Source organism: Sorangium sp. So ce367, assembly GCF_051520455.1.
Taxonomy (GTDB): domain Bacteria; phylum Myxococcota_A; class Polyangia; order Polyangiales; family Polyangiaceae; genus Sorangium; species Sorangium cellulosum_B.
This window is the reverse complement of record NZ_CP150334.1, coordinates 8,704,322-8,730,958: the sequence shown is the minus strand read 5'-3', so window position 1 is coordinate 8,730,958 and position 26,637 is coordinate 8,704,322. Positions and strand designations below refer to the sequence as shown.

The 26,637-nt window shown below is 72.3% G+C and carries 24 protein-coding genes and 1 pseudogene; 15 read left to right on the top strand and 10 right to left on the bottom strand.

Annotation, left to right across the window (positions count from 1 at the left end):
* Positions 1-60: 60 nt before the first annotated feature.
* Entirely contained in the window at positions 61-1,809 is a 1,749-nt protein-coding gene (locus WME97_RS33090; protein ID WP_437543409.1) for a carbon starvation CstA family protein, read from the top strand.
* 3 nt (positions 1,810-1,812) lie between these two features.
* On the opposite strand, the gene WME97_RS33085 is transcribed toward WME97_RS33090, so the two are convergent.
* Positions 1,813-2,862 (bottom strand): Glu/Leu/Phe/Val dehydrogenase dimerization domain-containing protein, encoded by a 1,050-nt coding sequence (locus tag WME97_RS33085; protein ID WP_437543407.1) that lies wholly within the window; start codon positions 2,860-2,862, stop codon positions 1,813-1,815.
* Between the two features lie 332 nt (positions 2,863-3,194).
* Between WME97_RS33085 and WME97_RS33080 the strand changes: the two genes are divergently transcribed.
* On the top strand, positions 3,195-4,733 hold the full coding sequence (locus WME97_RS33080; protein ID WP_437543405.1) for an AlkA N-terminal domain-containing protein: 1,539 nt from the start codon (positions 3,195-3,197) through the stop codon (positions 4,731-4,733).
* A complete protein-coding gene (locus WME97_RS33075) occupies positions 4,714-5,241 on the top strand; it encodes a methylated-DNA--[protein]-cysteine S-methyltransferase (RefSeq protein WP_437543403.1) in 528 nt (175 codons plus the stop codon). The genes WME97_RS33080 and WME97_RS33075 overlap by 20 nt, the downstream gene beginning before the upstream one ends.
* Here the strand turns inward: WME97_RS33075 and WME97_RS33070 are convergent.
* Entirely contained in the window at positions 5,206-6,513 is a 1,308-nt protein-coding gene (locus WME97_RS33070) for a MopE-related protein (protein ID WP_437543401.1), read from the bottom strand. The genes WME97_RS33075 and WME97_RS33070 overlap by 36 nt on opposite strands.
* On the opposite strand from WME97_RS33070, the pseudogene WME97_RS33065 reads away from it, so the two are divergent.
* The 3 genes and pseudogenes from WME97_RS33065 to WME97_RS33055 all read left to right on the top strand — a co-directional run.
* Positions 6,408-6,677, top strand: a pseudogene (locus WME97_RS33065) (hypothetical protein); the annotation flags it as partial. The gene WME97_RS33070 and the pseudogene WME97_RS33065 sit on opposite strands and share 106 nt — an antisense overlap.
* Positions 6,678-6,689: 12 nt before the next feature.
* Complete coding sequence (locus tag WME97_RS33060) at positions 6,690-6,824, top strand: hypothetical protein (protein WP_437555691.1); 135 nt, start codon at positions 6,690-6,692, stop codon at positions 6,822-6,824.
* 269 nt (positions 6,825-7,093) lie between these two features.
* Positions 7,094-8,020, top strand: a complete 927-nt coding sequence (locus WME97_RS33055) for a hypothetical protein (RefSeq protein ID WP_437543399.1) — start codon at positions 7,094-7,096, stop codon at positions 8,018-8,020.
* A 45-nt stretch (positions 8,021-8,065) separates the two neighbouring features.
* Here the strand turns inward: WME97_RS33055 and WME97_RS33050 are convergent, their stop codons facing one another.
* From WME97_RS33050 to WME97_RS33040, 3 genes are read right to left on the bottom strand one after another with little or no spacing between them, the layout of a single operon-like run.
* Complete coding sequence (locus tag WME97_RS33050) at positions 8,066-8,782, bottom strand: thioredoxin-like domain-containing protein (protein WP_437543397.1); 717 nt, start codon at positions 8,780-8,782, stop codon at positions 8,066-8,068.
* The gene (locus WME97_RS33045) at positions 8,779-9,477 is read right to left on the bottom strand and encodes a hypothetical protein (RefSeq protein WP_437543395.1); all 699 of its coding nucleotides are present in this window, start codon (positions 9,475-9,477) and stop codon (positions 8,779-8,781) included. The genes WME97_RS33050 and WME97_RS33045 overlap by 4 nt, the downstream gene beginning before the upstream one ends.
* 7 nt (positions 9,478-9,484) lie before the next feature.
* Positions 9,485-10,831 (bottom strand): vitamin K epoxide reductase family protein, encoded by a 1,347-nt coding sequence (locus WME97_RS33040; protein ID WP_437543393.1) that lies wholly within the window; start codon positions 10,829-10,831, stop codon positions 9,485-9,487.
* Positions 10,832-11,121: 290 nt separating this feature from the next.
* Here WME97_RS33040 and WME97_RS33035 point away from each other — a divergent pair, with 290 nt between their 5' ends.
* The 3 genes from WME97_RS33035 (at position 11,122) to ygfZ (ending at position 13,423) form a co-directional block, all read left to right on the top strand.
* Positions 11,122-11,700: a hypothetical protein gene (locus WME97_RS33035; RefSeq protein ID WP_437543391.1), complete on the top strand. Its 579-nt coding sequence runs from the start codon at positions 11,122-11,124 to the stop codon at positions 11,698-11,700.
* A 33-nt stretch (positions 11,701-11,733) separates the two neighbouring features.
* Positions 11,734-12,363 carry a hypothetical protein gene (locus tag WME97_RS33030; RefSeq protein WP_437543390.1) on the top strand — a complete coding sequence of 210 codons (630 nt, stop codon included), beginning with the start codon at positions 11,734-11,736 and terminating at the stop codon, positions 12,361-12,363.
* A 61-nt stretch (positions 12,364-12,424) separates the two neighbouring features.
* Positions 12,425-13,423: a CAF17-like 4Fe-4S cluster assembly/insertion protein YgfZ gene (ygfZ, locus tag WME97_RS33025; protein ID WP_437543388.1), complete on the top strand. Its 999-nt coding sequence runs from the start codon at positions 12,425-12,427 to the stop codon at positions 13,421-13,423.
* 52 nt (positions 13,424-13,475) lie between these two features.
* Here the strand turns inward: ygfZ and WME97_RS33020 are convergent, their stop codons facing one another.
* The 3 genes from WME97_RS33020 to uppS all read right to left on the bottom strand — a co-directional run bounded on the left by WME97_RS33020 (position 13,476) and on the right by uppS (position 16,790).
* Positions 13,476-14,762, bottom strand: coding sequence for a Glu/Leu/Phe/Val family dehydrogenase (locus WME97_RS33020; protein WP_437543386.1), 1,287 nt, complete (start codon positions 14,760-14,762; stop codon positions 13,476-13,478).
* Positions 14,763-15,054: 292 nt separating this feature from the next.
* Positions 15,055-15,846 (bottom strand): phosphatidate cytidylyltransferase, encoded by a 792-nt coding sequence (locus WME97_RS33015; RefSeq protein ID WP_437543385.1) that lies wholly within the window; start codon positions 15,844-15,846, stop codon positions 15,055-15,057.
* 32 nt (positions 15,847-15,878) lie between these two features.
* On the bottom strand, positions 15,879-16,790 hold the full coding sequence (gene uppS, locus WME97_RS33010) for a polyprenyl diphosphate synthase (protein ID WP_437543383.1): 912 nt from the start codon (positions 16,788-16,790) through the stop codon (positions 15,879-15,881).
* Between uppS and WME97_RS33005 the strand changes: the two genes are divergently transcribed.
* A complete protein-coding gene (locus WME97_RS33005) occupies positions 16,789-18,171 on the top strand; it encodes a 3-keto-5-aminohexanoate cleavage protein (RefSeq protein WP_437543381.1) in 1,383 nt (460 codons plus the stop codon). The genes uppS and WME97_RS33005 overlap by 2 nt on opposite strands.
* Complete coding sequence (locus WME97_RS33000) at positions 18,168-20,912, top strand: hypothetical protein (RefSeq protein WP_437543379.1); 2,745 nt, start codon at positions 18,168-18,170, stop codon at positions 20,910-20,912. Before WME97_RS33005 ends, WME97_RS33000 begins: the two co-directional genes overlap by 4 nt.
* Positions 20,913-20,925: 13 nt before the next feature.
* Here the strand turns inward: WME97_RS33000 and WME97_RS32995 are convergent, their stop codons facing one another.
* Positions 20,926-21,663 (bottom strand): sigma-70 family RNA polymerase sigma factor, encoded by a 738-nt coding sequence (locus tag WME97_RS32995; protein WP_437543378.1) that lies wholly within the window; start codon positions 21,661-21,663, stop codon positions 20,926-20,928.
* A 380-nt stretch (positions 21,664-22,043) separates the two neighbouring features.
* A complete protein-coding gene (locus WME97_RS32990; protein ID WP_437543376.1) occupies positions 22,044-23,216 on the bottom strand; it encodes a DUF882 domain-containing protein in 1,173 nt (390 codons plus the stop codon).
* Positions 23,217-23,509: 293 nt separating this feature from the next.
* Here WME97_RS32990 and pilM point away from each other — a divergent pair, with 293 nt between their 5' ends.
* Genes pilM through WME97_RS32970 form a run of 4 tightly spaced genes read left to right on the top strand, consistent with a single transcriptional unit; the run spans position 23,510 to position 26,500 of the window.
* On the top strand, positions 23,510-24,571 hold the full coding sequence (gene pilM / locus WME97_RS32985; RefSeq protein ID WP_012238809.1) for a type IV pilus assembly protein PilM: 1,062 nt from the start codon (positions 23,510-23,512) through the stop codon (positions 24,569-24,571).
* Positions 24,568-25,212, top strand: coding sequence for a PilN domain-containing protein (locus WME97_RS32980; protein ID WP_012238808.1), 645 nt, complete (start codon positions 24,568-24,570; stop codon positions 25,210-25,212). Before pilM ends, WME97_RS32980 begins: the two co-directional genes overlap by 4 nt.
* On the top strand, positions 25,212-25,850 hold the full coding sequence (locus WME97_RS32975; RefSeq protein ID WP_437543374.1) for a type 4a pilus biogenesis protein PilO: 639 nt from the start codon (positions 25,212-25,214) through the stop codon (positions 25,848-25,850). The genes WME97_RS32980 and WME97_RS32975 overlap by 1 nt, the downstream gene beginning before the upstream one ends.
* The gene (locus WME97_RS32970) at positions 25,847-26,500 is read left to right on the top strand and encodes a pilus assembly protein PilP (RefSeq protein ID WP_437543372.1); all 654 of its coding nucleotides are present in this window, start codon (positions 25,847-25,849) and stop codon (positions 26,498-26,500) included. Before WME97_RS32975 ends, WME97_RS32970 begins: the two co-directional genes overlap by 4 nt.
* Positions 26,501-26,637 lie beyond the last annotated feature (137 nt).

The window sequence follows — 26,637 nt, the reverse complement described above, 5'->3', positions numbered from 1 at the left end:
CGCCCTTCCCCTTCGTTTGCCGGATCACTGTCGCCCGCGGATGGCCTTATACTCCGCCGCGTGCTGCCGCTGCTCGCCCTGACCGTCATCGTCGTGCTGTGCCTTGGCTACCGCTTCTACGGGCGGATCGTCGCGCGCAACTACGCGCTCGACGACGGCGCCGTGACGCCCGCGGTGAAGGTGAACGACGGCGAGGACTACGTCCCCACGAAGCCGTTCTACCTCTTCGGGCAGCACTTCAGCGCCATCGCCGCCGCCGGGCCGATCGCCGGCCCCATCCTCGCCGGCCAGGCGTTCGGGTGGCTCCCGTGCATCCTCTGGATCGCGATCGGCGTCGTGTTCATCGGCGCGGTGCACGACTTCTCCGCGCTCATCGCGAGCGTCCGCCACGAGGCGGAGAGCGTCGCCGAGATCGCGAAGCGGCACATCGGCCGGCGCGCCTGGCTGTCGATGATGATCTTCATCTGGCTCGCGCTGTCCTACGTGATCGTCGCCTTCACGGACATCACGGCGAGCACCTTCGTCGGCAAGACCGAGGAGTTCGAGGGCGGCTCGTTCCAGTTCAACCCCGGCGGCGCCGTCGCCGCGGCGAGCGCCGCCTACCTCGGCCTCTCAATCGTCATGGGCGTCGTCGAGCGGTACCTCAAGCCGCCGCTCTGGCTCACCACGCTGATCTTCGTGCCAGCGACGCTCGGCGTCGTCTGGCTCGGCACGAAGATCTCGACAGCGTTCGTCCTGCCGCTCGACAACCCGCAGCGCGCGTTCGGCCTCATCATCCTCGTCTACTGCCTCATCGCCTCGCTCCTGCCGGTCTGGCTGCTCCTCCAGCCGCGCGGCTACCTGGGCGGGTTCGTCCTCTACATCGCGCTCGCGGTCGGCGTGATCGGCATCTTCTTTGGAAACCTCCGTTACCCGGGGGAGTTCGAGCTGCGGCAGCCCGCGTTCACCACGTTCAACACCGGCGGCGCGACCGGCATGCTCTTCCCGTTCCTGTTCGTCACCATCGCCTGCGGCGCCTGCTCCGGCTTCCACGGGCTCGTCTGCTCGGGGACGACGTCGAAGCAGATCTCGAAGGAGACGCACACCCACCCGGTGGGCTACGGCGCGATGCTGGCCGAGGCGTTCGTCGCGCTGATCGCGCTCGCGACGCTCGTCATCGTGGCGCAGGGGACGAAGCTGGCCGGGCCGGGCAAGATCTACGGCGACGGGATCGGCAAGTTCCTCACCGTCATCATCGGCAAGGAGCACTTCCTGTTCGCCGCGACGTTCGGCGCCATGGCGTTCTCCACCTTCGTGTTCGACACGCTCGACGTCTCGACGCGCCTCAGCCGCTACATCCTCCAGGAGCTCTTCAACTGGAAGGGGCGCGTGGTGTCCGCGGCCGCGACCGCGATCTCGCTGGCGCCGCCCACGCTGTTCATCATGACCGCGCGCCCGCCCGCGCCCGGCGTGCGGCCCGCGTACCTCGACTTCTGGACGCTGTTCGGCACGAGCAACCAGCTGCTCGCGGCGCTGACGCTCCTCGCGGTCACCGTCTGGCTGCACCGCGAGAAGCGGCGCATCTGGTACACGGCGATCCCGATGGTGTTCGTCATGACGATCACGGTGTGGGCCCTCATCCTCCAGGTGCGGACCGCGTTCGCCGCCGTGCGGACCGAGGGGCTCGCGCTCAACGCGACGACGATGAACGGCGTCGTGGGGCTCGCGCTGATCGGGCTCGCTGTGTCGATGATGGTCGAGTCGGTGAAGGCGCTCAAGAACGGCCCGGCCGCCGAGCCGGCGCAGGGGCCAGGGGCGCTGACGCGGTAGCGATCACCCCGCCGCGGCGCGCTCCCGCAGGCGCGCCTCGGCCAGCCGCTCGGCGGCGAGTTGCGGCGAAACGCCGTCGCTCGCCGCGATCTCGAGGACCCTGAGGACCGTGTCGTAGATCGCCTGGACGCGCCGGTGGACCTCGGCGCGGGACCAGCCGAAGAGATCCGCGCCGCCGCTCAGCACGCCGCCTGCGTTGGCCACGACATCGGGGATGTAGAGGACGCCGCGCGCGGCGAGCGCGTCGCCGTGGCGCGGCTCGAGGAGCTGGTTGTTGGCCGCGCCCGCGACGATCTCGGCCTTCAGCTCCTGCACGGCGCGGTCGTCGAGGACGCCGCCGAGCGCGCACGGGGCGAAGATTTCGGCCTGGGCCGAGGCGATCGCGTCCGGCGGCACGATCGTGGCGCCGAGCTCGGCGGCGACGTGGCGGGCGCGATCCGGGTCGACGTCCGCGACGAGCAGCCGCGCGCCCAGCCGGTGGAGCTCCGCCGCGAGCCGGCGGCCGACGCTGCCGCAGCCCTGGAGCGCCACGGTCCGGCCCGCGAGCTCGTCGCTGCCCCACCGGTGGCGGGCCCCGGCCTGGATCGCGCGGAGCACGCCCCGCGCGGTCCACGGCGACGGGTCGCCGCCCTCGCCGGCGAGGCCCTTCACGTGGTGCGTCTCGCGCCGGATGAGCTCCATGTCCGCGGGGGTGGTGCCCACGTCCTCGCCGGTGATGAACCTGCCGCCGAGGCGCTCGATGAAGCGCCCGTGCGCGCGGAACAGCCGCTCCCGGTTGAGCGGCTCCGCGCCGCCGCGGAGGACGACCGCCTTGCCGCCGCCGACGTCCATCCCGGCGAGCGCGTTCTTGTAGGTCATCCCGCGCGACAGGCGCAGCGCGTCCACGAGCGCCTCCTCGTCGCTCGCGTACCGGAGGAGCCGCGTCCCGCCGAGCGCCGGGCCCAGCGCCGTGCTGTGGATCGCGATGATCGCGCGGTAGCCCGCGAGCTCGTCCGCGCAGAACAGCACCTGCTCGTGCCCCATGGCGGCAAGGGTGTCGAACACGCTCTTCATGCCGCGCCGAGCGTACCATTCCGCGGCGAGACCACCCGGGCCGGCGCGCTCGGTGGGCGTCCCGCGCACGGGCCCGGCAGCCAATGCAGCGGGCCAGAAATCCTGCCAGGGCTCTGCCTCGCAAGCGGCGAGAGGTTGAACGCAAAGGCGCAAAGGCGCAAAGCCGCAAAAAGGCATGAAAATTTGTTCTTTTTTGCGCCTTTGCGCCTTTGCGCCTTTGCGTTGAATTCTCTCCGGATCCCTGGTGGGGCGATCAGGGCGGCGGGACCCGTCCGCCCTCACAGGTCCGAAAAGCGCCAGAGCCGCGGCGGCACCCGCGCTACGACGCCTGCATGCGGATCGACGAGGACGCGTGCTACCGCGCGCTCGAGACCCGCGATCGTCGCTTCGACGGTCGCTTCTTCACGGGCGTGCGCTCGACGGGCATCTACTGCCGCCCCATCTGCCCGGCGCGCACGCCGAAGCGGGAGCGCTGCGTGTTCTTCCCCTCGGCGGCCGCCGCGCAGGAGGCCGGCTACCGCCCGTGCCTGCGCTGCCGCCCCGAGGCCTCGCCCGGGACGCCCGCGTGGCTGGGCACGTCGGCCCTGGTCTCGCGGGCGCTCCGGCTCATCGCGGAGGGCGCGCTCGACGACGAGGACGCCCCGGCGCTCGCGGCGCGGCTCGGCGTGGGCGAGCGCCACCTGAGGCGGCTCTTCCTGCGGCACGTGGGCGCCTCCCCGCTCGCGGTGGCGCAGACGCGGCGCCTGCTCTTCGCGAAGAAGCTCCTCGACGAGACAGCGCTCTCCATGACCGAGGTGGCGCTCTCGTCGGGCTTCTCCAGCGTCCGCCGCTTCAACGACGCGATCCGCGCCGCCTACGAGCGCTCGCCGCGCGAGCTGCGAAAGGCCGTAGCGAAGCGGGGCGGGGGAGGGGAGGGTGGGGAGGCCAGGGGAAGGGAGGGCGGCGCGCCGGACATCGCGCTCCGCCTCCCGTTCCGGCCGCCGCTCGACTGGGGCGCGCTCGCGGGCTTCCTCGGGGCGCGCGCGATCCCCGGCGTGGAGTCGGCGGGCCCCGGCGCCTACCGCCGCACGGTGCGCGTCGCCGGCGGGCACGGCGTCGTCGAGGTGCGCGCGGCGCCCGGCGAGCCGTACCTCCTCGCGCGGCTGCGGCTGCCCGGCACGGAGGGGCTCATCCATTGCGCGGAGCGGCTGCGGCGGCTCTTCGACCTCGGCGCCGATCCGGACGCGATCGCCGCGCACCTCGGGGCCGATCCGCGGCTCGCCCCCCGGGTCCTGGCGATGCCGGGCGTGCGCGTGCCCGGCGCGTGGGACGGCTTCGAGCTCGCGGTGCGGGCGATCCTGGGCCAGCAGGTGAGCGTCCGCGCCGCGACGCAGCTCGCGGGCCGCCTTGTCGAGCGGCACGGCGAGCCGCTCGCGGTCCGCGGCGGCCTGCCCGAGGGCGCCGAGGGGCTCCGCTTCGTCTTCCCGGCGCCCGAGGCGCTCGCCGCGGCCGATCTGACGGACCTCGGCCTGCCGCGCGCCCGCGCCGCGACGATCACGGCGCTCGCGGCGCGCGTGGCCTCCGGCGAGGTCGCGCTCGACGCCTCGCGCGGCCTGGAGGAGACGGTGCGCGCGCTCTGCGCGGTCCCGGGCGTCGGCGCGTGGACCGCGCACTACATCGCGATGCGCGCGCTGCGCGAGCCGGACGCATTCCCGGCCACGGATCTCGGCCTGCGGCGCGCGCTCGGCGGCGTCTCCGGCGCGGATCTCGCGGCCATGGCGGAGGCGTGGCGCCCGTGGCGCGCCTACGCCGCGGTGCTGTTGTGGACGGCGGACGCGCAGGGCGCGCGGCCCGCAGAGACGGAGGTATCGAATGGATCTCTCGCTGGATGAGGTGGAGTCGCCCGTCGGGGTCATCCTGTTGGCCGCCGGGGGTGGCGCGATTCACGCGCTCGATTTCGCGGATCACGCGCAGCGCCTCCGCGGCTCGCTGGAGGCGCGGTATGGCGCCGTCGCGCTCCACGGCGCCGCCGGTCCCGGCGGCTTCTCCAGCCGGATGAAAGCCTATCTGTGCGGCGATCTCGCCGCGCTCTCCGACATCCCCGTCGAGCCCGGCGGCACCGCCTTCCAGCGCCGCGTGTGGGCGGAGGTCCGGCGCATCCCTCCCGGCGCGACGCGCGCTTACGGGGAGGTCGCGGCGTCGCTAGGTCAACCGTCGGCGTCCCGCGCGGTCGGCCTGGCGAACGGCCGGAATCCTGTCTGTCTGATCATCCCGTGCCACCGGGTCATCGGGGCCGGCGGAGAGCTCACGGGGTATGCCGGCGGCCTGGAGAGGAAGCGGTGGCTGCTCGCGCACGAGGGCGCCTCAGGGGAAGCAGGAGAGCGGCTGCTCCGCCTCTAGGATGTAAACGCAACCCATCAAGGCGAGGCAGCTGCTGTGCTCGTCGAACTCAAACGAGCAGCGGGACTCGCACCTGCTGTCGACGGTCCCGCCGCAGCGCTCCTCGATGCAGCAGTACATCGCCGCCTGGGTCTCCCGGCACATCGTCCGCGCCCCGCAGGCCTCGATCTGGTGGCCGATGCAGTCGAGGCAGTTGAAGGATTGGCCGGCGAACGAGCGGGGGGGTGTGGTGTCCGCTTCGAGGCAATCGAGAAGGCACCCGTCCCCCTCGCACGTCTCGACGCACGTCCGCGTCTCGGCCGTGCACCGCGGCAGGAGCGTGACCGGCAACGCTTCGAACGGCTCCGAGCACGCCGCCGGGACGCACGTGCCGCTTCGCCCGCACTCGGTGAACCGGTCCTCGCAGAGCACGCCATCGCAACAAGGCTCGTTGAGACTGCCGCACGACGTGCACTTGCCGTCGGTGCAGTTCTCCCCGTCGTCACAGGCGGTGCCGCAGGTGCCGCAATGGTTCCGGTCCGTGGAGAGGTCCGCGCAGGCGGACCCGCACAGCGTGAGGCCCCCCGGGCACGTGCACTGCCCGCCCTCGCAGGTCGTGCCCGCGGGGCACGACGCCCCGCAGGCGCCGCAGTTCTTCGGGTCGGACTGAACGTCGATGCAGTGAAACCCCGAGGAGCCCTCCAGCGGACAGTACCCCTGCCCGGCCGGGCACTCGCACCGCCCGCTCACGCAGCGCGCATCGTCGGCGCCGCAGAGGGCGCTGTCCTCGCCCTCGTCGGCCGTGCCGTTGCAGTTGTTGTCGGCGCCGTCGCACAGCTCGGCGAGCGTCGGGGCGTTGCGCGGATCGTCATCGTCGCAATCGGCGCCGCCGCAGATCACGGGCAGCGCGTCGTCCCCGTCGCCGTCCAGCCCCTCGAAGACGCACTGCCGGAGCGACTCGTTGCAGCGCTCTTCCTGGGTGCACGGATCCGCGTCTGCGCAGTCGGCCGGCGACGCGCACGCCTTGTCGTTGACGCAGGCGCCCCTCGCCCGATCACAGCGCCCGCTCGGACAGCGGGCGTCGTCCGCCTCCGACTCGCACCGACCGCCGACGCAGCGATCGACCGTACAGGGGACGCCGTCCGCGCAGTCCTGCGCGCTCTCGCAGGGATCGCCTGACCCTTGCTGTGGGGCGCTGCCCTTGCAACTCGCGAAGAGGAGGGCCGCCGACGCAACCAGCGAGGACAGACGAAAGAGAAAGGCGGTACGGCGTGTCAGCAGAGAGGTTTTCACGAGGCGCTCTTACGACGATAGGTTCGGCCGCGACCTCCACACAAGCCGAGCGCCGCTTTGCGACGGCGCGCCTCGAGGAGCGCCGCGTCGAGCCGCAGGCGATCGGGCGCGGTCATGGCCGCGCGCTCCTGGCGCACGCGCGCGACGAAGCGCGGCGACGCGGGTACCGCGTCCTCGTGATCCAGGGCGATCCGAGCGCCGCGCGGTTTTACGAGGCCTGCGGCGCGCGGCGCGTGGGCGAGAAGGGCGATGCCAGCATCCCTGGCCGGCTGCTCCCGGCGCGCTCTCGAACAGCTGGGCAGGTGATCTGATGTAGCTGCCGCGCGGCGCTCCGGTCGACCCCACGGGTGGTCTTGTGTGGCTGCCGCGCTTTCAGCAGAACCAGTGTCGATAAACGACAAACGCGTTGAGCCCTGGTGACGGATTTGCCCGCCCGGGCTGTTGAGGAGGCCATCTGTCCACGATAGCCTCGTCGTGTGCGGGGGTTGGTTCGGGCGAGCTCGGGCGAGGTGGGATCCGCTGAAGGCGAACGGCGGCGTCGGCCGCGGTGCCTCGCGGAATGAATCGAGGAGGGGTCAGGATGAGAACCGTGCGTTCTTCGGCGGTGGTTGGGTTGTTGATCGGCGCGTTCGCCATGCCGGGTTGCACTCAAATTGGCTCGGACAGCGACGATGTTGGAGGGGGTTTCCCTTTCCCCCCCAGCACGTCGTCGGGCTGGGTCAGCGCGAGCGGCGCGGGGGCTGCCGGCGGCAGTGCCGGCGAGGGCGCCGGTGGAGACGTTGCCGGCCCGGCCGAGCATTGCCCTGGTTGCGCGCGGCTCTCCGTGCCGCTGACGAGGGCGGGGCAATGGACGCAGTTCATCATCGTTTGGGACCAGACGGTCGACGTGACCGGCGCCACCGTCACGTTTCGCGTGAAGACCCAGGCCGGCTCCAACGGCGGCGTGCAGGCCTTCGTGCAAAACGGGCCGGAGCTGGTGTATGCGCCGATCGGGTATGCCTGGAATCCGCTCGCCGACCTGGGCGAGTGGAAGGATATCGTGATCGACGTCGACACCTTGGCCCCGGGCAATCCCACCTTCAACCGCACCACCGCGAAGATGCTCGGACTTATGATCGCTGCGGGCGACACGGGGCCCTGGGCCAACCCGACCGTCATCCACGTCGACTCCATCACCGTCACGAGACCCGCTCCCGGCGCCGGAGGTCCGAGCGCCCAGCGGGGCGCCGGGCGCCCGAGCAGCGAGCGCGGCGAGGGCGGTGCAGGCGGCGAGGGGGGCGCCTGGGGCGAGGCCGGCGCCGGCGGCGCAGGCGGCGTCCACGGCGTCGGCGGCAGCTCGAGCAGCTCGAGCAGCAGCACGAGCGGCGCGGGCGGCGAAGGCGGTGGCTCCAGCGTCGAGGTGATTCAGATCGTGGGTCCGTACGAGTTCACGACCGGCGTGGAGCCGATGAAGATCAACGAGTTCATGCCGGTAGAAGGCTCGCGGCTGACCCACATCGCCGAGTGATCCCCCGGCCCCACGCGGCCCGGGAGAGCTGCCGCTGGCAGAGGGCTACTTCTTCCCGCCGAGCAGCGCCGCGATCGTCGGATAGTCGCTGTCCTCGACGGCCCCCTGGATCACGCACGTCACCTGCCCGCTCGGCGCCGCGAGCGCGTGGATCGGCAGCTCGGTCGTCTCCTTCACGCCGAGCGCCCGCAGCCACGCGGCCCGCTGGGGCCCGTCGGGCAGCCAGTACGAGGCGCGCACCCCGGTGCCCGGCTGCGCCTCGAGGAACCGCGACAGCTGCCGCTCGTCGTCGTCGATCGAGATGAACGCCAGGTCGACGAGCACGCCGGCCGCCCGCAGCTTCTGCTGCCACCCGAGCAGCCGAGGCATCTCCTCCAGGCACGGCTTGCACCACGCCGCCCAGAAGTTCACCCACACCCACTTGCCGACGCCGAACCCGATGTTCGCCGGCAGCTTCTCCGCGCCGCCGGCGGCGACCGCCGTGAGCCCGCCCGCCGAGGGCGCAGGCCGCGGCGACTGCCCCGCGCACAGGAGCCGCGGCGCGGCCGGCGCCGCCCCCGCCGTGGCGCTCGCCGGCGCCGTGGCGCTCGCGGGCGCCGCGGCCCCCGGCGCCGTCACCGCGTTGCTCCGCCCCTGGCCGGGCGTCGGGGGCGGCGGCAGATCGGCCTTCTTGTCCGCGTCGCACCCGCCCGCGAGCCCCGCGGCCACGGCGAGGGCCACGAAGGCGCCCCGGAGGGCGCCGCTCCTCCTCGCGGGGCTCACAGCTGACAGTCCACCCACGAGACGAACGCGCTCCGGTTGATGGCCTCCGCCGTACATGCCTTGTTCTTGCGCGAGACGTTCCATTGGCAGTATTCCGCGCCGAGCTGCGCGAACTCGTTCCCGAGCCACAGCATCCCGACCTTCTTGTCGAGGTCCTGCTCCTTGAACTTGTCGGAGATGTCGAAGAACGCGCTGTTCGCGCGCTTGTGCGACAGCGTCCGGTTGAACTCCGGCCCACCCGTCTTCGACGCGCGAGCGACGATGAAGAAATAGCGGGCGCCGCGCCGATCGAGCCACATCTCCTCGATCATCTTCTTGCCGTCGTCGTCGAGCTTCTCCGAGGCGTCGTCGAACATCACGACCCCGCCCCGCTGCCTCAGCGGCGTGAAGAGCGCGTTGAAGTCGTCGTCGCTGATCGACGCGAGCGTCTTCACGTCGGCCGGCTGGCACCCGCGCCGCGCCTCCGCCCCGACCAGGCCGCACGCGTTGAGCACCCGCTGCAGCACCGTCTTGAACGCGGGCGTGCAATACGGCGCCTCGGCGTCGTTGGCGATGGCCACGGCCGGCTTCACCGCCGCGGCCACACCCGTCTTCAAGCGCTGCGACGCGGCCTGCACCTCGCTGTGCACCGTCACCCCGGACGCGACAAGAAGCGCGCACCCGGCCACGATTCCGATGATCCCTGCGCCTCTCATGATCTCCTCACTTCGTCCGGAGCGCCGGCGCGAGCTGCCTTATCGCGTACGACATCCCGATGTCCGTATCTTCGTCGCAGAGCCGCGTCGTGCCCAGGAACATCTGCGGCGTCGAGACAGGGAGCTTGTTGTCCACGATGTAGCGGAGCATACGGTTCAGCCGCAGCGCCGTCTCCTTCGAGTCCATGCATGCGTCGAGCCCCGGCCAGCGCTGCCGGATCGCCGCCTGCACGTTGGCGATGCCCGCGCCCGCCTTCGCGCCCTCGAGCAGCGTCTCCTGGTTCTCGTAGGCCCACTCGAGCACATCCATCGCCCGGTGATCGCTGCACAGGATGGCCTTCGAGAGGAGGCACGCGCCCGGGTGCACCGGCCGGTCGAGCATCCAGTTGCACTCGCTGTCCAGCGGGAAGAGCACCACCGTCGCGTCGAGCTTCTCCCACACCCCCTCGGACACGAGCCGCTGGTGGAACGCCTTGCAGGTCGGGCAGAGCGGGTCGACGAAGAGGGTCGCCGGCTGCACCGCGCCCGGGCGCGTCACGTGGAGCAGCGCCCCGTTGGGCTCGGCCGGCTTCTCCAGCTTGCCGCAGCCGGTCATGTAGCTCGCGTAGCTCGGCAGCGCGCTCGCGTAGAGCAGCGCCGGCGTCACCGTGCACACGGCGAGCGCGACGAGCCACCCCGGCAGGAGCAGCAGCGAGCCCACGCGGCGCGGGGGGGAGGCGGGCGCTGCGGCGGCGCCGCCCGGCCCGTCGACCCCGAGGGGCGCCCCGGGCACGGTGGGCCCCACCCCGGCCGCGCCTGCCGACGAGGGCGCGCGGGGCGCCGCGCTGGACCAGGCCGCGGCGCGGGCCGCCCTGCGGTCCTCGAGGAACGCCCAGACGCCGCCGGCCGCGAGCAGCGCCGACGAGACGTACATGCCGACGCACGTCTTGCAGAACACCCCGAGGCGCACCGCCGAGATGGTCGCCATCAGGAGCGACACGGCGAGCGGCGTGAGGCCCGCGACGAACAGGAAGTGCGCCGCGCGCCGCGGCGCGTGCTGGGCCGAGAGCAGCACATAGAGCGCGAACGCCGCGAAGAACGCGAACGCCCCCAGGGCGAACAGCGAGATGGGGATACCGCCCCAGAAGCTCTCGCGGAACAGGGCGGAGTAGGGGCTGTACATGGCCACGCGGCACGCGGTGTCGGCGCCCGCCTGCGCGCCGAGGCCCGGGACGAAGCTGCAGTGCAGGTCGTGGACCTGCCGGTCGAGGTGCCGGATGTAATCGAACGTCGATGAGGCGCTGAACGCGAGTCCCAGGAGCGACCCGCTGAGCGCGAGCGCCGCAGGCCCGCGAGGTCCACGACTGCCTGACATGGCCGAGTGGATTACGCGACGTCGGGCAACGCGTCAAATAAGGACGTCTGTGCGCGCGGGCGTCGCCCGCCCGCGATGACGCACGCGCCTCGCGACGCGCGCCGCGCGGCCCAGGGAGCGGTCGCCCCGCGCCGAGCGCGTCGCGACCGCGAGGCGCTGAGCCCGCCGGCAGGCTTTGCCGAGCCCGCCGGCCCAGCGGCGCGCGCCGCCAGGCGCTGGTCGGCATTGCCCACGCGATCGGCCGCTGCTAGGAGCCGGCCCGGGGGGATTCGGGATCCCAGAGCCAACCGATGACGACCTCTGCACCCGGCGCGGCGAGCGGCGCGCCCCTTCCTGTGAAGCTCGGCCCGTTCGATGCCGAGTTCCTCGCGGACCTCCCTTACGACCCCTCGGTGCTCTTCTTCGACGAGCTCCTCGAGGTGGACGCCGAGAAGGGCCTCGTGCGCTGTCGCATGCCGACCGACAGGCCGATGCCGCTCGTCGACGCGCAGCGGGCGCACCCGCTGCTGCACCCGCGCCACGTCGCCGGCGCCATCATGGTGCACGCGACGGGGATGCTCGGCTTCGTGCACGCCTACCACCTGCTCGGGTTGCGCCACCGCGAGGGCTGGATCGGTTATGGCACCAACATTCACCGGGTGGTCTTTCGCAAGCTGGTCCAGCCGGGCGCGCCCATCGAGGCGACGTGCGTGGCGACGCGCTCCCGGCTCGGCGTCAAGCGGCACATGATCCGCTATTCGTTCGAGTTCCGTCACGAAGGCAGCGTCTGCTACGAGGGCGATCAGACCGCCGTGTGGATGCGCGTGCAGGACGTTCCAGCCACGGATTCCCGACCCGCGCTCGAGGACCCGGAGCGATCCCTCGCTTGACCCGCGCGTTCGTCTCGTCTACCGGCCCTCCCCATGCAGGATTTCGATGCAGGATCGATCGTCCCGTCCACACGCGATCTTCTCCAGGTGATCTCCACCCGCAGGAAGAACATGGCTCTTGTCGGGCTCGTCGGCTCGGAGGCGCCCGCGGAGGATGCGGCGCGGCTGCATGAGCTCAACATCTCCGCGCTCGCGTTCGCCGAGGCAGGGCCCGCCATGCAGGGGGCCGCGCGGGCGACGAGGACGGTGCCGTCGCTCTGCCTGTCGCGGGTGAGCGATCGCGACGGCGCCCTCGCGGCGCGCTACCACGGGGCGGACGGGGTCTGCATCGACGCGACGCTGCCGCTCGACGACTGGGATCGCCTCGCGAAGGGGGCGAGGACGATGCGCATGCTCCCGCTCGCGCTGGCGGAGAGCAAGGAGGGGGCCGAGGCCGCCGCGAAGGTCGGCGCGCGCGCGGTCCTGGTCCGGGGCGCGTCGGCGGAGGCGGTGATCGAGGCCGTCGCGTCGCTCCCGAGGGCGCTCACCGTCGTCGCCGAGGTGCTCTCGGCCGACGTCGACGCGCTCCGCCGCCTCGTCGGCCACGTCGACGCGGCGATCGTCCCGCCGGGCGTCCACAAGTCGGCTCAGTTCCCGGAGCTCGTCGCCGAGGTCGATCCCTGAGCGCTGAAAGTTCGGGCCGCCCCTCGACGGCGCGGGCTCCCTCCTCCACGATCCGGCCTCGATGAGCAACGCTCACGGACTGGAAGAGCGGCGGCGCGCGCTCCGCGAAGGGGCGCTCGTGCAGGCCATGCCCGAGCTCGGGACGCTGATCGTCACCGGCTCGGACCGGCAGACCTGGTTGAACGGCCTGGTCACCTGCGATCTCGCGCCGCAGAAGCCGCTGCCTGCCGGGGCGAAGGCCGCGCCCCCCGCGGGTGGCGCGTACGGGCTCAACGTGGGGAAGACGGGGAAGATCTTCGCCGAGGTGTGGATCGTGATCGCGGCCGATCGCATCTACGTCGGCGCGCTGCGGGAGCGCGTCGAGCAGCTCCGCGAGCTCTTCGACCGCCACCTCATCATGGAGGACGCCGAGGTCCAGGACGCCTCCGGCGAGCACGCCTGGGTCTTCGTCCACGGCCCGCGGTCCGCCGATCTCGCGGCGGCCGGGCGCGCGGCCGGCGCCGAGGCCGCGATCGTCGACTGGACCGGCCTCGGGGGCGCGCTGCTCGTGGCGCCCCGGCAGGCCGAGGGCGCCGTCCTCGAGGCGCTCCTCGCCGAGGGCGAGGCCCGCGCGGTCCTGCCGGTGACGGCGGCGGCGTGGGAGGCGCTCCGGGTCGAGAACAACGTCCCGCGGTTCGGGGTCGACTTCGACGACCAGAACTTCCCGCAGGAGGCCTCGATCGAGGAGCGCGCCGTCTCGTTCAGCAAGGGGTGCTACCTGGGGCAGGAGACGGTGTTCATGCTCCAGGCGCGCGGCCACGCCAAGAAGCGGCTCGTGCAGCTCGCCGTCGAGGGGGAGGGCGGCGTGCCCGCGGGCGCGGAGATCGCGCTGCCCGACGGCGCGGCCGTCGGCGCCGTCACGAGCCAGGTCGAGGACCCGCGCGGGACAGGGCTGCTCGCGCTCGGCTACGTCAAATACAAACACGCTGTCCAGGGCGCCGCGCTCCGGGTCGCCGGCCGGGCAGCCGAGATCACGCGGGCGCCGAAGGCGGGGGACGGGCCGGGTCGGGCCAAGGTCTAGCGCCCCGCCGTCGCGGACGGACGGCGGGCCGGAGGAGCGCGGATAAGCGATCTCAGGGGAAGATCTCGCGCTCTCCATACACCGCCGCGAGCCGCTGCAGCGCCACGGCATAGGCGGCGAGGCGCAGCGTGCACTTCTTCTGCCGCGCCATCTCGGTCACCTCGCGGTAGGCCCGCTTCATCGCCTTCTCGAGCCGGGAGTCGACCTCTTCGAGCGTCCATGTCTCCGAGCGCTTGTTCTGCACCCACTCGTAGTAGCTCACCGTGACGCCGCCCGAGTTGGCGAGGACGTCGGGAAGGATATGGATCCCGCGCTCCAGGAGGATCTTCTCCCCCTCAGGGGTACACGGCCCGTTCGCGCCCTCGGCCACCAGGCGGACCTGCAGCCAGCTCGCCTCCTCCACGCCGACCTGGTTCTCCAGGGCCGCCGGGATGAAGATGTCCGCCTTGAGCCGGAAGAACTCCTCTCGGCTGATCGGCTTGCCGGCAGGGTAGCCCGCGATCGAGCGGTTCTTCTTCACGTAGTCCTGCAGCTTGTGCGGATTGAACCCTTCCGGATTGTAGAGATACCCGGTGTGATCGCCGACAGCGACGGTCGAGGCGCCGAGCTTCGACAGGAGCACGGCCGTGTGCGAGCCGACGTTGCCGAAGCCCTGCACGAGCAGCGTCGAGCCGCCGAGGTTCACGTCGTTGTCCTCGGCCCACTCGGTGATGCAGTGGACGACCCCCTGGCCCGTCGCCTTCTCGCGACCGTACGTGCCGCCCGACGCCACCGGCTTGCCCGTCACGACGCCCTTCACCGCCTGCTTGAAGAGCTGGCCGACGGTGTTCATGTACGTGTCCATGGCCCAGGCCATGGTCTTTGCGTCGGTGCCCATGTCGGGAGCCGGGATGTCCGTCTCCGGGCCGATGTTTCCGCCGAGCGCATGGAAGAAGCGGCGGGTGATCCTCTGGAGCTCGGCGCGCGACACCTCGTTCGGGTTGAACTTGATCCCCCCTTTCCCGCCGCCGAGCGGCAGGTTCATGAGCGCGCACTTCCACGTCATCATCGCGGCCAGCGCCTTGAGGTCATCGAGCGATACCGTCTCGTGGTATCGAATGCCCCCCTTGAACGGCCCGAGGAGGTTGTTGTGCTGGATCCTGTAACCCTTGAAGAGCCGGATGCTGCCGTCATCCATCCGTACAGGGAAATTGACGATGATCTCGTTCTTCGGCTGGCTCAGGATCGTGGTGATGTAACCCGGCAGCTCGATCAGCCGGGCAGCCTCGTCGAGATAACCCTGGACGACTTTGAAGAACTCGTATTTGTGCCTGTGGCTCGGAGCAGCAGGGACGCTCACAGGCGAAGTCGTGGTCTTGGTACTGAGCTGTTCTTCCATGGCTATGTAACTTTCTAGTGCGCTGAGCCCTTCCGTTCAACGTCGGGCGCAACCATGCGATGCGTCATCGCGGTTCCGGACGGGCGGGGCGATGCGTCAGGCTGCCAGTGTGCGAGGAGGCGCCGCGTTGACGGCAGGAGAGCCGCGTCGGGGGCGAGGCTGCGGCGCGTGCGTGCGATGTGGGTGTCGCGCATCGATGGATGCGCGGTCTTTGGACGAGGCACGGCGCACGGCGCACCGCGCGCGACGCCGTTCAGGGCCTCGCCCACAGGACATACAGATACGTGATGGTCCCGGTGACGAGCAGGGCATCGACGCGGTCGAGGATGCCGCCGTGGCCGGGCACGATCCCGCCAGAGTCCTTGATCCCGAAGGAGCGCTTGAACAGGGACTCCCCGAGGTCTCCCGCCTGACCGAGGCCGCCCGCGACGATCGCGAGCGCGAGCGCGTCCACGAGCGGCAGCGACCGGAGGAACCAGAAGTGAGCCAGGAGCGCGCCGATCACGGCGAAGAGCAGGCCGCCCAGGGCGCCCTCGACGGTCTTCTTCGGGCTCACGGCCTCGTAGAGCTTGTGCCGGCCGAGGAAGCGGCCGGCGAAATAGGCGCCGGTGTCGGAGAACCAGGAGAGAAGCATCGCCAGTACGACGAACGAGGGGCCGTCGGCGCCCCCGTCGCGGCGGAGGAGCGCCAGCGCGCCGAGCCCGCCGCCCACGTAGAGCGGGCCGAAGGTCATCGCCAGCACGCGCAGCGCCGCGGTGCGCATCTCGCCGAGGCGCACCAGCGTGATGAGCATCGCGACGAACGGGAGCAGGAAGATCAGCGCGAGGAGCGCGCCCGGCGAGCCGCTGAATCGCCAGATCACGCCGAGGACGGCGAGGGTGAGCGCGACGCCGATGGCCCGCGCGACGCGGTCGTCCGCGTGCGTCATCGCGAAGAGCTCGAGCGCGCCGATGGCGGCGGCGACCGCGACGAGCGCCGCCCAGCCCCAGCTCGGGCCGAGGTAGAGCAGCGAGAGGAGCAGGGGAGCGGCCACGAGCGCGGTCATGACCCGCATCGTGAGGTTGGAAGCAGCCAATCTCAGACCCCCGTCCGTGAGCCGTCGTGGGACCCGTGCGAGGCGGGCGCGGCGATCTCGCGCGCGCGCCACGGCCGCTCCGCGTCGAGCGCGCCCCGCGCGCTGGCCGGCTCCCCCCCGGCGCCGCCCTCCGCGTCGTGCGCGGGCGGCGCCGCGCCGTCGCGCCGCTGGTAGGCCGCGATGGCGGCGAACAGGTCGTCCTCGGTGAAGTCGGGCCACAGCCGCTCGGTGAACGACAGCTCGGCGTACGCGGCCCCGTAGAGCAGGAAGTTGGAGAGCCGCTGCTCGCCGCCGGTGCGGATGATGAGATCCGGCTCGCCGACGCTCAGGCTCGGCAGCCGCGCGGCGAGCAGCGCCCCGTCGATCGACTCCGGATCGAGCCTGCCGGCGACCGCCTCCATCGCGAGCTCGCGCGCCGCGGCGGCGATCTCCTCGCGCGCGCCGTAGGACAGCGCCAGCGCGAGCGTCATCTGGCGGTTCGTCGCGGACGCCTTCCGGAGCGGGTCGAGCACGTCGCGCACGGCCTCGGGGAGCCGGCTGATGTCGCCGATCGCGACCAGGCGGATGTCGTTCTCGAGGATCTCGCAGCGCTCGCTCATCAGGTACTCGCGAAGCAGCCCCATCAGCGCGTCGACCTCGTTCCGAGGCCGCGCCCAGTTCTGCTCGCTGAACGCGTATAGCGTCAGCGCCTCGACGCCGAGCCTCCGGCAGACGCGCACGATCCGCCGCACGGCGGCGCTGCCGGCCTTGTGCCCGGCCTCGCGCGGCTCGCCGCGCAGCTCCGCCCAGCGACCGTTGCCATCCATGATGATTCCGACGTGGCGCGGGAGATTTCTGGCTTCTACGAGGTTCATCGGCGGGGGCAGTTTCCTCTGTTGACTACCGACTGTCGACTGTTGAGTCTTCACGCCCATGAGCACAGGGGTTGGTCTCACGGTCACGCTGCGCGTCAGGATGGGCGCGCACGACGCACATTACGCGGGCGAGCTGTGCGATGGAGCGCGTATTCTCGCGCTCTTCGGCGACGTCGCAACCGAGCTCCTGATCCGTCTCGACGGCGACGAGGGGCTCTTCCGTGCGTACGAGGCGGTCGAGTTCCTCGCCCCGGTCCGAGCAGGCGATTTCATCGAGGCGACCGGGGTGGTCACCAAGGTCGGCGCCACGTCGCGCACGATGGCGTTCGAGGCGCGCAAGGTCGTCGCCAGCGTCCGCGAAGCCGGGGTGGCGCCCTCGGCGGCCGACGCGCTGGCCGAGCCGCTCATCGTCTGCCGGGCGCTCGGCACCTGTGTCGTCCCGAAGGAGCTCCAGCGTCGGCCGCGCCTCGTCCTGCCGGCGCTGTCGGCGCCGCCCCCGGACCACGCGCAGCTCCCGGAGCCGCGGCCGATCATCACGCCGCCCCCCCGGATCCTTGTCACGCCGCCGCAGAGCGCCCTCATCCTGACGGCCGCGATCGTCGGCGCGGAGACGACCCGGGCGCAGACGCCGCACCTCCCCATCACGGCGCGCGAGCTCGCCGACGAGGCCGCCCGCTGCCGCGACGCGGGCGCCTCGGTGGTCCACCTGCACGTCAGGAACCCGGACGGGTCGCCGAGCCAGTCGCGCGCGCTGTTCGCCGAGGCGATCGCCGCGATCAACGAGAAGACGGACGTCATCGTCCAGACGTCGACCGGGGGCGCCGTCGGGATGGGCGTCGACGAGCGCGCCCAGCCGCTGCTCTGCAGCCCCGAGATGGCCACCCTGAACTGCGGCACGATCAACTTCGGCGACGGGATCTTCGACAACACCCGGCCCCTCATCCGGGACATGGCGGCCCGGATCCGCGCGGGGGGAAGCGTCGCCGAGCTCGAGTGCTATGAGGTCGGCCATATCCATGAGGCGCTCAGCCTTTTCGCCGAGGGGCTCCTCGCGGAGCCGCTCCACTTCCAGTTCGTCCTGGGGGTGCCCGGCGGCATCGCGGCGCGCGAGGACGTGCTCCGGTTCATGATCACCCAGATCCCCCAAGGCGCCACCTGGGGCGTCGCCGCCGTCGGCCGCCACCAGCGCCCGATGACCGAGCTCGCCATGCAGCTCGGCGGGCACGCGCGGGTCGGGCTGGAGGACAACATCTACCTGGACAAGGGGGTGCTCGCCGAGGGGAGCGCGCCGCTCGTCGCGCGCGCCGCCGCCTTCGCGCGGAGCGTCGGCCGCGAGGTGGTCGAGCCGGACCGCGCGCGCCAGCTCCTCGGGATCCGGCCGCGCGCCTCGGCGGCCCAGGCCGGCGCGGCCTCCGGAGGGAGCGCGCGCGCGCAGGGATGACGGACCGACCGCTCTCGCCGTGGATCGATCACCTGCGCGGTCGGCTCCCGATCGCGCTCGGCGTCGCTCTTCTCGGGGTCGTCGCGCGGCTCTCGACCCCGCCCCCGCCAGCGCGGACCGCGGACGCCATCGCCGGGATGCTCGGGGAGGCGATCGGCGGCGCCGTCGACCCGGACGACTTCGTCTGGGAGGAGCGCGGCGGGTTCTTCTCCGACGCGCTCCTCGGCCGCCGGGTGCTGTTCCTTGGCGTTCCGCGCGTCCCGCGCGTCCCGGGTCCGGGCGCCGCGGAGCGTGGGACCGAGGCGGAGCGCGGGCCTGACGCGGAGCGCGCGCCCGACGGGCGCGGCGCCGCCGACCTGTACCGGGCGCGCGTGCGGCTCACCCGCTCCGGCCGGCCGGTGAGCCTGGACGGCGTGCGCAACCTGACCGGGACGCCCCTCGGCGACGATCGCGGCCTCGTCGCCCGCGGCAGCCGCGTCGCGGTGACCACCACCGCCTTCGGCGTCGTGCAGGGGATCACGCAGCTCGATCTGGGCGGCGATGGGCGCGCGGGAGCGCGGCCCGTCGGCGAGCGGCTCCGCGCGGCGATCGACGGCTGGCTCGAGACCGGGAGCGTGGACGGCGCGTCGCGCACCGAGATCTCGTTCGACAACCCGCCGGCGTCTGCGCGGCTCGACCTCGTGGACGAGGGCCTGGTGATGGCGCTCGGGCCGGAGGCGGTCCCGGCGGCGCTGAACGCCGGCACCGGCGAGGTCGACACGGGCGGGCGTGATCCGTTCGTCGCCCGCGCGCACCACCTCCCGCGCCGCGTGCCCTCGCTCGGCGAGCTCGCCGGGCCGTCCGCCGAGCGCCTGCTCGGTCCGACGGCGGCGGCCGCGGCCGAGCGGCTCGCGCTCGCCGCGGATCGCGCGGCGGCGGGGCTGCGCGCCGCGCCGGCCGCCGCGTACGTGACCCGCGGCCCCGCGTCTGCCGAGCCCGCGCCGGAGGGGTGGCCTTCGCTCTGGCCGCCGCCGCCGGTCGCGCCGGCGGTCGATCCCCCGCTCCCGGGGGAGGGCGCCTGGGAGCTGGTGGCTCCCTCGCTCCCGCGCGCGCTCCCCGGCATCGAGGAGGATCCGCAGCGCCCCTCCAGCCCGTTCGCCGCGACGACCCTCCGGCCCGATCCGCGGCGGCCAGAGCTGCGCGTCCACCTGCTCGCGATCGACACACGGCACATCCGGTTCACCTTGCAGGCGGGGTACGAGGCCCCCAGGCCGACCGTCGGCCCGCGCGGCACGGGGCAGCTCCCCCACGCGCCGACGCTCCGCGGCGCCATCGGCCTCGGCGCCTCCGCGCGCGCGCCGGGCGCGCCCCACGCGGGGACGGAGGCGCTCGGCATGATCGTCGGCGGCCGCCCGCTCGTGCCCCCGCGCGACGGCGCGGCGACGCTCGGGGTCGACCTCTCGGGCCGGCCGTACTTCGGCGCGTGGCCGTCCGGCGGGGACGTCGAGCGCGTCCCCTGGGCGCTCTGGCAGCGCCCGGCGGCGAGCCCCGGCGCGCCCCGCGCGGAGGGATCCGCGCGCGTCCCCTGGGCGCTCTGGCAGGGCCCTTCGCTCTTCGAGGCCGGGGGCGCCGCGGCCCCGCTCGCCCTCCTCGCCGGCCCTCCAGCGGATCGCGCCCCGGCCAGCGCGACGCTCTCGTCCGGCGACGGCGACGACCTCGTGGTCGAGCGCGCGGCGCTGTGCATGACCGACCGCGGCTTCGTGGTCCACGCGTGGGGCGGCGCCCTCGACGCGGCCGCGCTCCGGGCGGCGCTAGAGCGCGCCGGGTGCCTCGCCGGCGTCTCGCTGGGCAGGGCGCCGGACCCCCTCGGCGTCGCCTTCCTGAGCCCCCAGCAGGACGGCATCCTGACCGCCGAGCGCCTCTCGCCCGCGATGTCGATCGCGCCGCCGGAGCACGCCGCGGCCGCGTCGCCGCGCCCCTTTCTCTTCTTCGAGTCGCGCTGGACGGACGCTCCCCCGGCGCCGGACCTGTCGCTGCCGGGCGAGAGCGTGGGCTGGGCCGCGGACGGCGGCGCGCAGCCGCCCCCGGCGTGGAGCCCGGCCGTCTACGCCGCCGACACCGTGCACCTCGGCGCGCAGGTCCGCGTCCACGCCTTCGCTCCGGACCGGTTCCTGTTCCGACTCCGCGCCGGCTCGCGCGAGATCTCGCCGCGGAGCGCGCCGAAGCTCGACGCCGAGGTGCCGGCCGACGAGCGGCGGCAGGTCCTTGCGGCGATCGGCGTCGGCACCGGCCGGCGGCGGGGCCCGCGCGGGCTCGCCGTGGGCGGCACCGTCGGCCTTCGCTTCCGCGGCGAGGGAGGCTTGCTGCTGGTCCAGAAGGGCCGCGTCGAGATCCGCCCGGCGGGCGGCGCCCCGCTCGCGCCGGGCGCGGACGCGACCGAGCTGCCGCTCACCGCCGACGACGGCAGGCTGCGCCCGGAGGCGCGCGAGATCGGGACCATGCGCCGGCGCAGCGCTGCCTGCGTGCTCGATGACGGCACGCTGCTCGTGGCCACGACCACCTTCGACAGCGACGAGGCGACGACCGAGGCGCTGCTCGACCTCGGCTGCGCCCGCGTGGTCGCGCTCGATCGCGGCGCGCACCGCAACGCGTTCGTCCACCGGGCGTCCGGGGACCCCGCCCTCCAGCAAGCCTACGAGGAGACAGCGCTCTTCGCGGTCGGCGTCGCGATGCCCGGCCGGGCGCGCCGGATCACCCCCTGAGCGCGGGCGGCGGTCAGGCGTGGGACAGCATGCCTCGCAGCATGCCGAGCGCGCGCGTGTGCAGCTGCGAGACGCGCGGCTCGCCGATCCCGAGCTCTGCGCCGATGTCCTTCAGCTTCGCCCCTTCGAAGTAGTACATGCCGATCACGCGCCGCTCCCGCTCCGGGAGCTGCGCGATCGCGAAGGACAGCGCCCGCCGGGTCGCCTGCGCCGAGATCGCCTCGATCGGGTCGTCCTCGCCGGACATGTGCACCGACTCCTCGGTCGGGGTCACCTCGCTCAGGCTCACGAAGACCGTCGCGCCGCTGGCCCTGCTGGCGGCTTCCGCCTCGACCGCCTCGCGCGCTCGCCGCGAGAGCCAGTCCTGCGCGCGGAGCTCATCGACGATCGCGCCGCGGATCCGGAGCTTCGCGTAGCCGGCGAACGTCTCGCCGTCGCTCCCGCCGTTCTTGCGGAGCGAGTCGACGAGCCCGAGCATCCCTGCGCTGAGCAGGTCGTCGCGCTGCACGTTGGGCGGCAGGTGGCGCGACACCTGCCGCACCAGCTTGCGGACGAGCGGGAAGTACCCCTGCAGCACCTCCGGGCGGAGCGGCGCGCACGTCGGCTCGTTGTCGCGCGGCCCGCCCGTGCAGGCCGCCTCGGTACAGCGCGGCGGGCTACACGGGCCGCCGTCCGGCTCGATGTCCGGCTCGCCGTCTGGCTCCAACAGCTGCCACGGGCCCTCGTAGGTGCAGGCCGACGTGACCTCCACAGATTCCCAAATTTCGTGCGCGCACCTTGACACGGCCTCCGCGGACTCCCAAACCTCGCGGGAGAGCGACGCCCCCGGCGCCTGCACCGCGACGCTCGGCGATCCATCGAGGCCGAGCGCAGAGGGCCCCTCGATCAGCGCGTGCTCACACGGAACGACCGGACACGTCGCGCCAAAGGCGACCGGCTGGACGAACCCGCCCCCGTCACAGCACGCGGAGAGCGACATGGGAGGAGCGAGCCCCTCCCGCTGCAGTCGGGTCGATTGCTGCACGTGAGGTGGATTGGTGCCACAACTCTCGCAGCGTGCAAGGCAGAGCCGTGCAATTGTGTCTGGTGCGGATGTTCAGTGTGTGGATTATAGCCAGCGAGCGGGACAGCTCACCTTTTCGCGGGCGAGGTTTCAGGAGCAGGGGTGGGTGAACCTGACCCCAGTACCTTCTCCGTCCCGCTGCCGCTGCGCACGGCGTCTGAGTTTGTCCCTGTAGTATTCATGGGTTGCGGCTGAGGGGCACGGGGCTCGCCTGACCCATACACCTCTTCTTCTGCGGACACGGGGACATCACGCGCCGCTTCATCGGCCGCGACAGAACCCTTCGCTCCCTCGTAGCGCGGCGCCTCTCCAGGCCCCGAGTAATCCACCCAGTACACTTTATCTGATCTGACGTCCAGGTGAACGAACGTAGAGTTGGGATAATATCCGACACCTGCGTTGCGGAAACCTCGGCAGAAATCGCGGACCACGGTGTTGGGCACGCCCTCGACCATGAAATCGACCGCGCGACCGTGGTTGTGGTTGGAGTGCGGGGTGTACTGGGTGGGTGAGTAGGGGCGATAACCGCTGACGACGCGGAGGGGCCTGCCGCCGAAGTGGTCGCTCACCATGCCAATCAGCGTGGCGAGCCGCGGATCGATGGGAATCGAGGCGGTGGGGGAGGCGCGCATCAGCCGGCTGAGCTTGGGGAGGGCCTTGGGCACGAGCCGCCCCTTCGGCGTGAGCAGCTGGACGTCCAGCCGCTCGGCGCCTCGCACCAGGCGGACCCATCCGGGGCGCTTGGGTCGCTGCACATAGCGCTTGTTCGGCGGCATCGCCGCGTCCCTCTTCGCCGACCCCTTCCCCGGGGGACGGGCCTCGGCGTCGCGCTCCTTCGCGCTCGCGCCGCGGCTCCGCTCCCGCTCGTCGCGCAGCGCGGCGGCCCGGCCGGGCGCGGCGCGCGTGGATCGCGAGCGCGCGCCGGGCTCACCCCGCTCCGGGATCACGAGGACGAGGCCCGGATGGATCCGCTGGCCAGGCTTGAGCCCGTTCGCCTCGCGGAGCGCGTCGACCGTGATGCGGTACCGCTTCGCGATCTTGCCGAGCGTCTGGCCGGCGTAGACCGTGTGCTGGCCGTCCTCGGCGACCGCCGTGCCGGGCGCGGCGCTCAGGAGAAAGGCCGCCGCGAGGGCGGCGAGCGCACATCGCAGCCGCGATGGCCGCGATGACGAAGAGGTGGGCTCCATCGCGGCCCCGGCGCGGGGGCCGATGCCGCAGAAACGGGAGAACTCCGGATGCATGAGGGGACTCTGACCTGACGTCATCCGTGCCCGACGACCGAGCCCCGGACGGTGCTACCCTGGGCTGGCGCGCGCTCGCCGGCACGACCGGCGGCGCCGCACCGCATATCGAACTTCGATAGGCGGGCGGGAGGCGAGCGTAAAGCGGTTTTTTGCCCAGCGATCGTCGGTGGTGCGAAGCTTCGCCAGAAGCGACCAGAGGCGATCACAGGGGATCGGGCGCCCGGGAGCCGGGCAACGCAGCCCGGGCTTCCCTTGCTTCACCACGGCGGGCGCGGAGCAGGACGGACGGGATGTCGGAAGGCAAGAACTTGATCGGGGTCGATATCGGATCGAGCGCGATCAAGATCGCTCAGATCAAGGAAGGCCGCAGGGGCTATGGCCTCGTGCGGCTCGGTTACGCGCCGCTCGCGCCGCAGGCCATCGTCGACGGCCACGTCATGAACGCGCAGGCCATCGTCGAGGCGCTCGGCCGGGCCTTCTCCGAGGCCAAGATCCGCCAGCGCGAGATCGCGCTCAGCATCAGCGGCCAGGCGGTCATCATCCGCAAGATCACGGTGCCGCTCATGACCGCCGCCGAGCTGGACGAGCAGATCCAGTGGGAGGCCGAGCAGCACATCCCCTTCGACATCAAGGACGTCCACGTCGACTACGAGGTGCTGCGCCGGCGCCCCGAGGCCGGACAGATGGACCTCCTGCTCGTCGCCGCGAAGCGCGACGAGATCAACGACTACACCCAGATCGCCAGGACGGCGAAGCTCAAGCCCATGGTGGTCGACATCGACGCGTTCACCGTCCAGAACCTGTTCGAGGTGAACCGCGGCATCCCGCCGGACCAGACGTTCGCCATCATCAACGTCGGCGCGAGCCTCGCGTCGATCAACATCGTGTCGCGCGGCGCGAGCGCGTTCACCCGCGACATCGGCAACGGCGGCAACTACATCACCGAGCAGATCCAGCGGAAGCTCGGCATCAGCTTCGAGCAGGCCGAGGAGTTCAAGTGCGCCAGCGTGACCTCGGGGCCGGGCGGCGTGCCCGCGCAGGTCATCGAGACCATCGAGCAGGTGTGCGACTCGATCGCGGGGGAGATCCAGCGCTCGCTCGACTTCTTCCTGGCCACGAGCGGTGAGGGCGACATGCACCGCATCTACCTGACCGGCGGCTCGTCCAACCTGCCGGCGCTGCCCGCCGCGATCGGGCGGCGCGCCCGGGTGGCCGTCGAGCTGATCCAGCCGATGGAGCGCATCACCGTGGAAGCGAAGGAAGTCAACCAGGAGCTGCTCCGGCTCCGGGCGGCGCAGTTCTGCGTCTCGCTCGGGCTGGCGATGCGCAAGGACCGGGAGAAGCGCTCGTGATTCGCGTCAACCTTCTCCCGCAGCGGCGCGGCACGCGCGGGGCCGCGCCCCAGGCGAGCCAGCGGTGGCTGCTCGTCACGCTCGGCGTCGTGATCCTCGAGATCGTCGCGCTCTTCCTCTTCCACCAGACGAAGGTCGAGGAGCTCGACGAGCAGAACCGGAAGAACTCGCTGCTGCAGAGCCAGATCCAGGACATCCGCACGCTCGTGGCGAACCACGAGGAGATCAAGAAGGCGCTCGAGGTGCTGCGCGCGCGCGAGGACGCGATCGCGAAGCTCCAGGCCGCGCGCAGCGGGCCGACCGCGGTGCTCCTCGAGCTCGCGCAGCTGCTCACGAACGGCAAGGGGCCGACCGCCGATCCGGACAAGCTCGCGCAGCTCCGCAAGGAGAACCCGCTCGCCGTCTACAACCCGTCCTGGGACAGCCGCCGGCTGTGGCTCACGAGCTACGTCGAGTCCGAGCGGACCGTGCGCGTCGAGGGGCTCGCGCGCGACGGCACCGACGTCTACGAGCTCGCCCAGCGGCTGAAGCTGTCCTCGTACTTCTACGACGTGCAGCTGCTCCCGGGGAAGAAGGAGAACGAGAAGGCGTCGCGGCTCGAGCTCGTCTCGTTCGCGCTGCAGCTGAAGGTGAGGTACTGATGGCCACGAAGCCCATGCCCGTGCAGGCCGGCTCGGCGCTCGACCGGCTGCCGCCGCTCGCCAAGCTCGGCGTCGGCGCGCTCTTCGCGGCGCTCGTCGGCATCCTGTACTTCGTCGGCTTCTACGCCGACGTCGACTCGCAGATCGAGGGCGCCGTGCAGAAGCAGGGCGTGCTCCAGGCGGAGCTCACCAAGGCGCAGGCGTCGAAGGCCGCCTACCAGAAGGACCTCGACGAGAAGACCCGCCGCGAGCAGATGAGCCGCGAGCAGAAGAAGATCCTCCCGGACGAGTCCGAGACGCCGGCCTTCCTCTCGGCCATCCAGGGCGTCGCGACCGTCTCCGGCGTCAACCTGACGTCATGGAGCCCCACCGAGGAGATCCCGCAGGAGTTCTTCTCCAAGGTGCCGATGCAGCTCACGCTCTCCGGCAAGTTCCACCAGGTGGCGAAGTTCTTCCACGGCGTGGGGCAGCTCGATCGCATCATCAACCTCGAGGAGGTCGAGATCAAGGAGCCGAAGGTCGTGGGGAGCGACGTGGAGGTCAAGGTGGAGTGCCTCGCGACCGCGTTCCGCGCCGTGCGCGCCGGGGAGACCGCGACGAGCGGCGTGAAGCGGCGCAGCGGCGGAGGTGTCCGGTGAAGGTCGGCCGGATGATGCTGCTCGCCCTCGGGGCGACCACCGCCGCGGCCCTCGCGCTCGCGGGGTGCGAGGAGGAAGAGCCGCTGACCTCCTCCACCCAGCCACGCCCGCCGGGGGCGCAGGCCTCCGCCTCGCCGCCGCGCGCGCCCGCGGCCGGCGCCGCGTCCGCGGCCGCGGACGCCGGCGCGCCAGAGCTGCCGCCGCTGCCGCTCCGGGAGTTCCAGGAGGCCGACTTCTCCGAGAGCGACCGGAGCCGCGACCCGTTCCGGAGCTTCGAGTCGCTGTTCGCGACGCAGGCCCGGGGTCGGGTGACGATCCAGCGCCAGGTCCTCGTGGATCGCTTCGCGCTCGACGAGCTCAGGCTGGTCGGCGTCGTCTCGCGCGCGCCCGCCCGCGCGCTGCTCACCGATCCCACGGGGCTCGGGTGGGTGGTGAAGGTGGGCGATTTCGTCGGCAAGGCCGAGATCGTCCACGCGGGCGGCCCCACGGGCGTCGACGTGGCCGTGAACTGGCGCATCGATCGGATCCGCGACTCGGACGTCGTCTTCATCCGCGAGGACCCGTCGCACCCGGAGATCCCGCCGACCACGCGCGTGATCGCGCTGAGGCCGCTCGGCGAGGAGGGCGAGGCGGCCCTCGGCGGCCCGTGACCGCCACGAATTGGGCCCGCGCCGGGCACCCGAAGTAGCCTCCCGGCAGCGTGACGCAGATCTCGCGTCACCGCGAAGCGGGAGTGCAATGAAGAGCAATCGAGACTATCGCCCGAGGCGGGGCGCGCTTCGCCGTG

What these genes read in the sequence shown, in the direction of transcription:
- WME97_RS33085 (WP_437543407.1), bottom strand. Translation starts at nt 2,862, where the DNA reads ATGAAGAGCGTGTTCGACACCCTTGCCGCCATGGGGCACGAGCAGGTG.
- WME97_RS33080 (WP_437543405.1), top strand. Translation starts at nt 3,195, where the DNA reads ATGCGGATCGACGAGGACGCGTGCTACCGCGCGCTCGAGACCCGCGAT.
- WME97_RS33075 (WP_437543403.1), top strand. Translation starts at nt 4,714, where the DNA reads ATGGATCTCTCGCTGGATGAGGTGGAGTCGCCCGTCGGGGTCATCCTG.
- WME97_RS33055 (WP_437543399.1), top strand. Translation starts at nt 7,094, where the DNA reads ATGAGAACCGTGCGTTCTTCGGCGGTGGTTGGGTTGTTGATCGGCGCG.
- WME97_RS33045 (WP_437543395.1), bottom strand. Translation starts at nt 9,477, where the DNA reads ATGAGAGGCGCAGGGATCATCGGAATCGTGGCCGGGTGCGCGCTTCTT.
- WME97_RS33040 (WP_437543393.1), bottom strand. Translation starts at nt 10,831, where the DNA reads ATGTCAGGCAGTCGTGGACCTCGCGGGCCTGCGGCGCTCGCGCTCAGC.
- WME97_RS33035 (WP_437543391.1), top strand. Translation starts at nt 11,122, where the DNA reads ATGACGACCTCTGCACCCGGCGCGGCGAGCGGCGCGCCCCTTCCTGTG.
- WME97_RS33030 (WP_437543390.1), top strand. Translation starts at nt 11,734, where the DNA reads ATGCAGGATTTCGATGCAGGATCGATCGTCCCGTCCACACGCGATCTT.
- ygfZ (WP_437543388.1), top strand. Translation starts at nt 12,425, where the DNA reads ATGAGCAACGCTCACGGACTGGAAGAGCGGCGGCGCGCGCTCCGCGAA.
- WME97_RS33015 (WP_437543385.1), bottom strand. Translation starts at nt 15,846, where the DNA reads ATGACCGCGCTCGTGGCCGCTCCCCTGCTCCTCTCGCTGCTCTACCTC.
- WME97_RS33005 (WP_437543381.1), top strand. Translation starts at nt 16,789, where the DNA reads ATGAGCACAGGGGTTGGTCTCACGGTCACGCTGCGCGTCAGGATGGGC.
- uppS (WP_437543383.1), bottom strand. Translation starts at nt 16,790, where the DNA reads ATGGGCGTGAAGACTCAACAGTCGACAGTCGGTAGTCAACAGAGGAAA.
- WME97_RS33000 (WP_437543379.1), top strand. Translation starts at nt 18,168, where the DNA reads ATGACGGACCGACCGCTCTCGCCGTGGATCGATCACCTGCGCGGTCGG.
- WME97_RS32990 (WP_437543376.1), bottom strand. Translation starts at nt 23,216, where the DNA reads ATGCATCCGGAGTTCTCCCGTTTCTGCGGCATCGGCCCCCGCGCCGGG.
- pilM (WP_012238809.1), top strand. Translation starts at nt 23,510, where the DNA reads ATGTCGGAAGGCAAGAACTTGATCGGGGTCGATATCGGATCGAGCGCG.
- WME97_RS32975 (WP_437543374.1), top strand. Translation starts at nt 25,212, where the DNA reads ATGGCCACGAAGCCCATGCCCGTGCAGGCCGGCTCGGCGCTCGACCGG.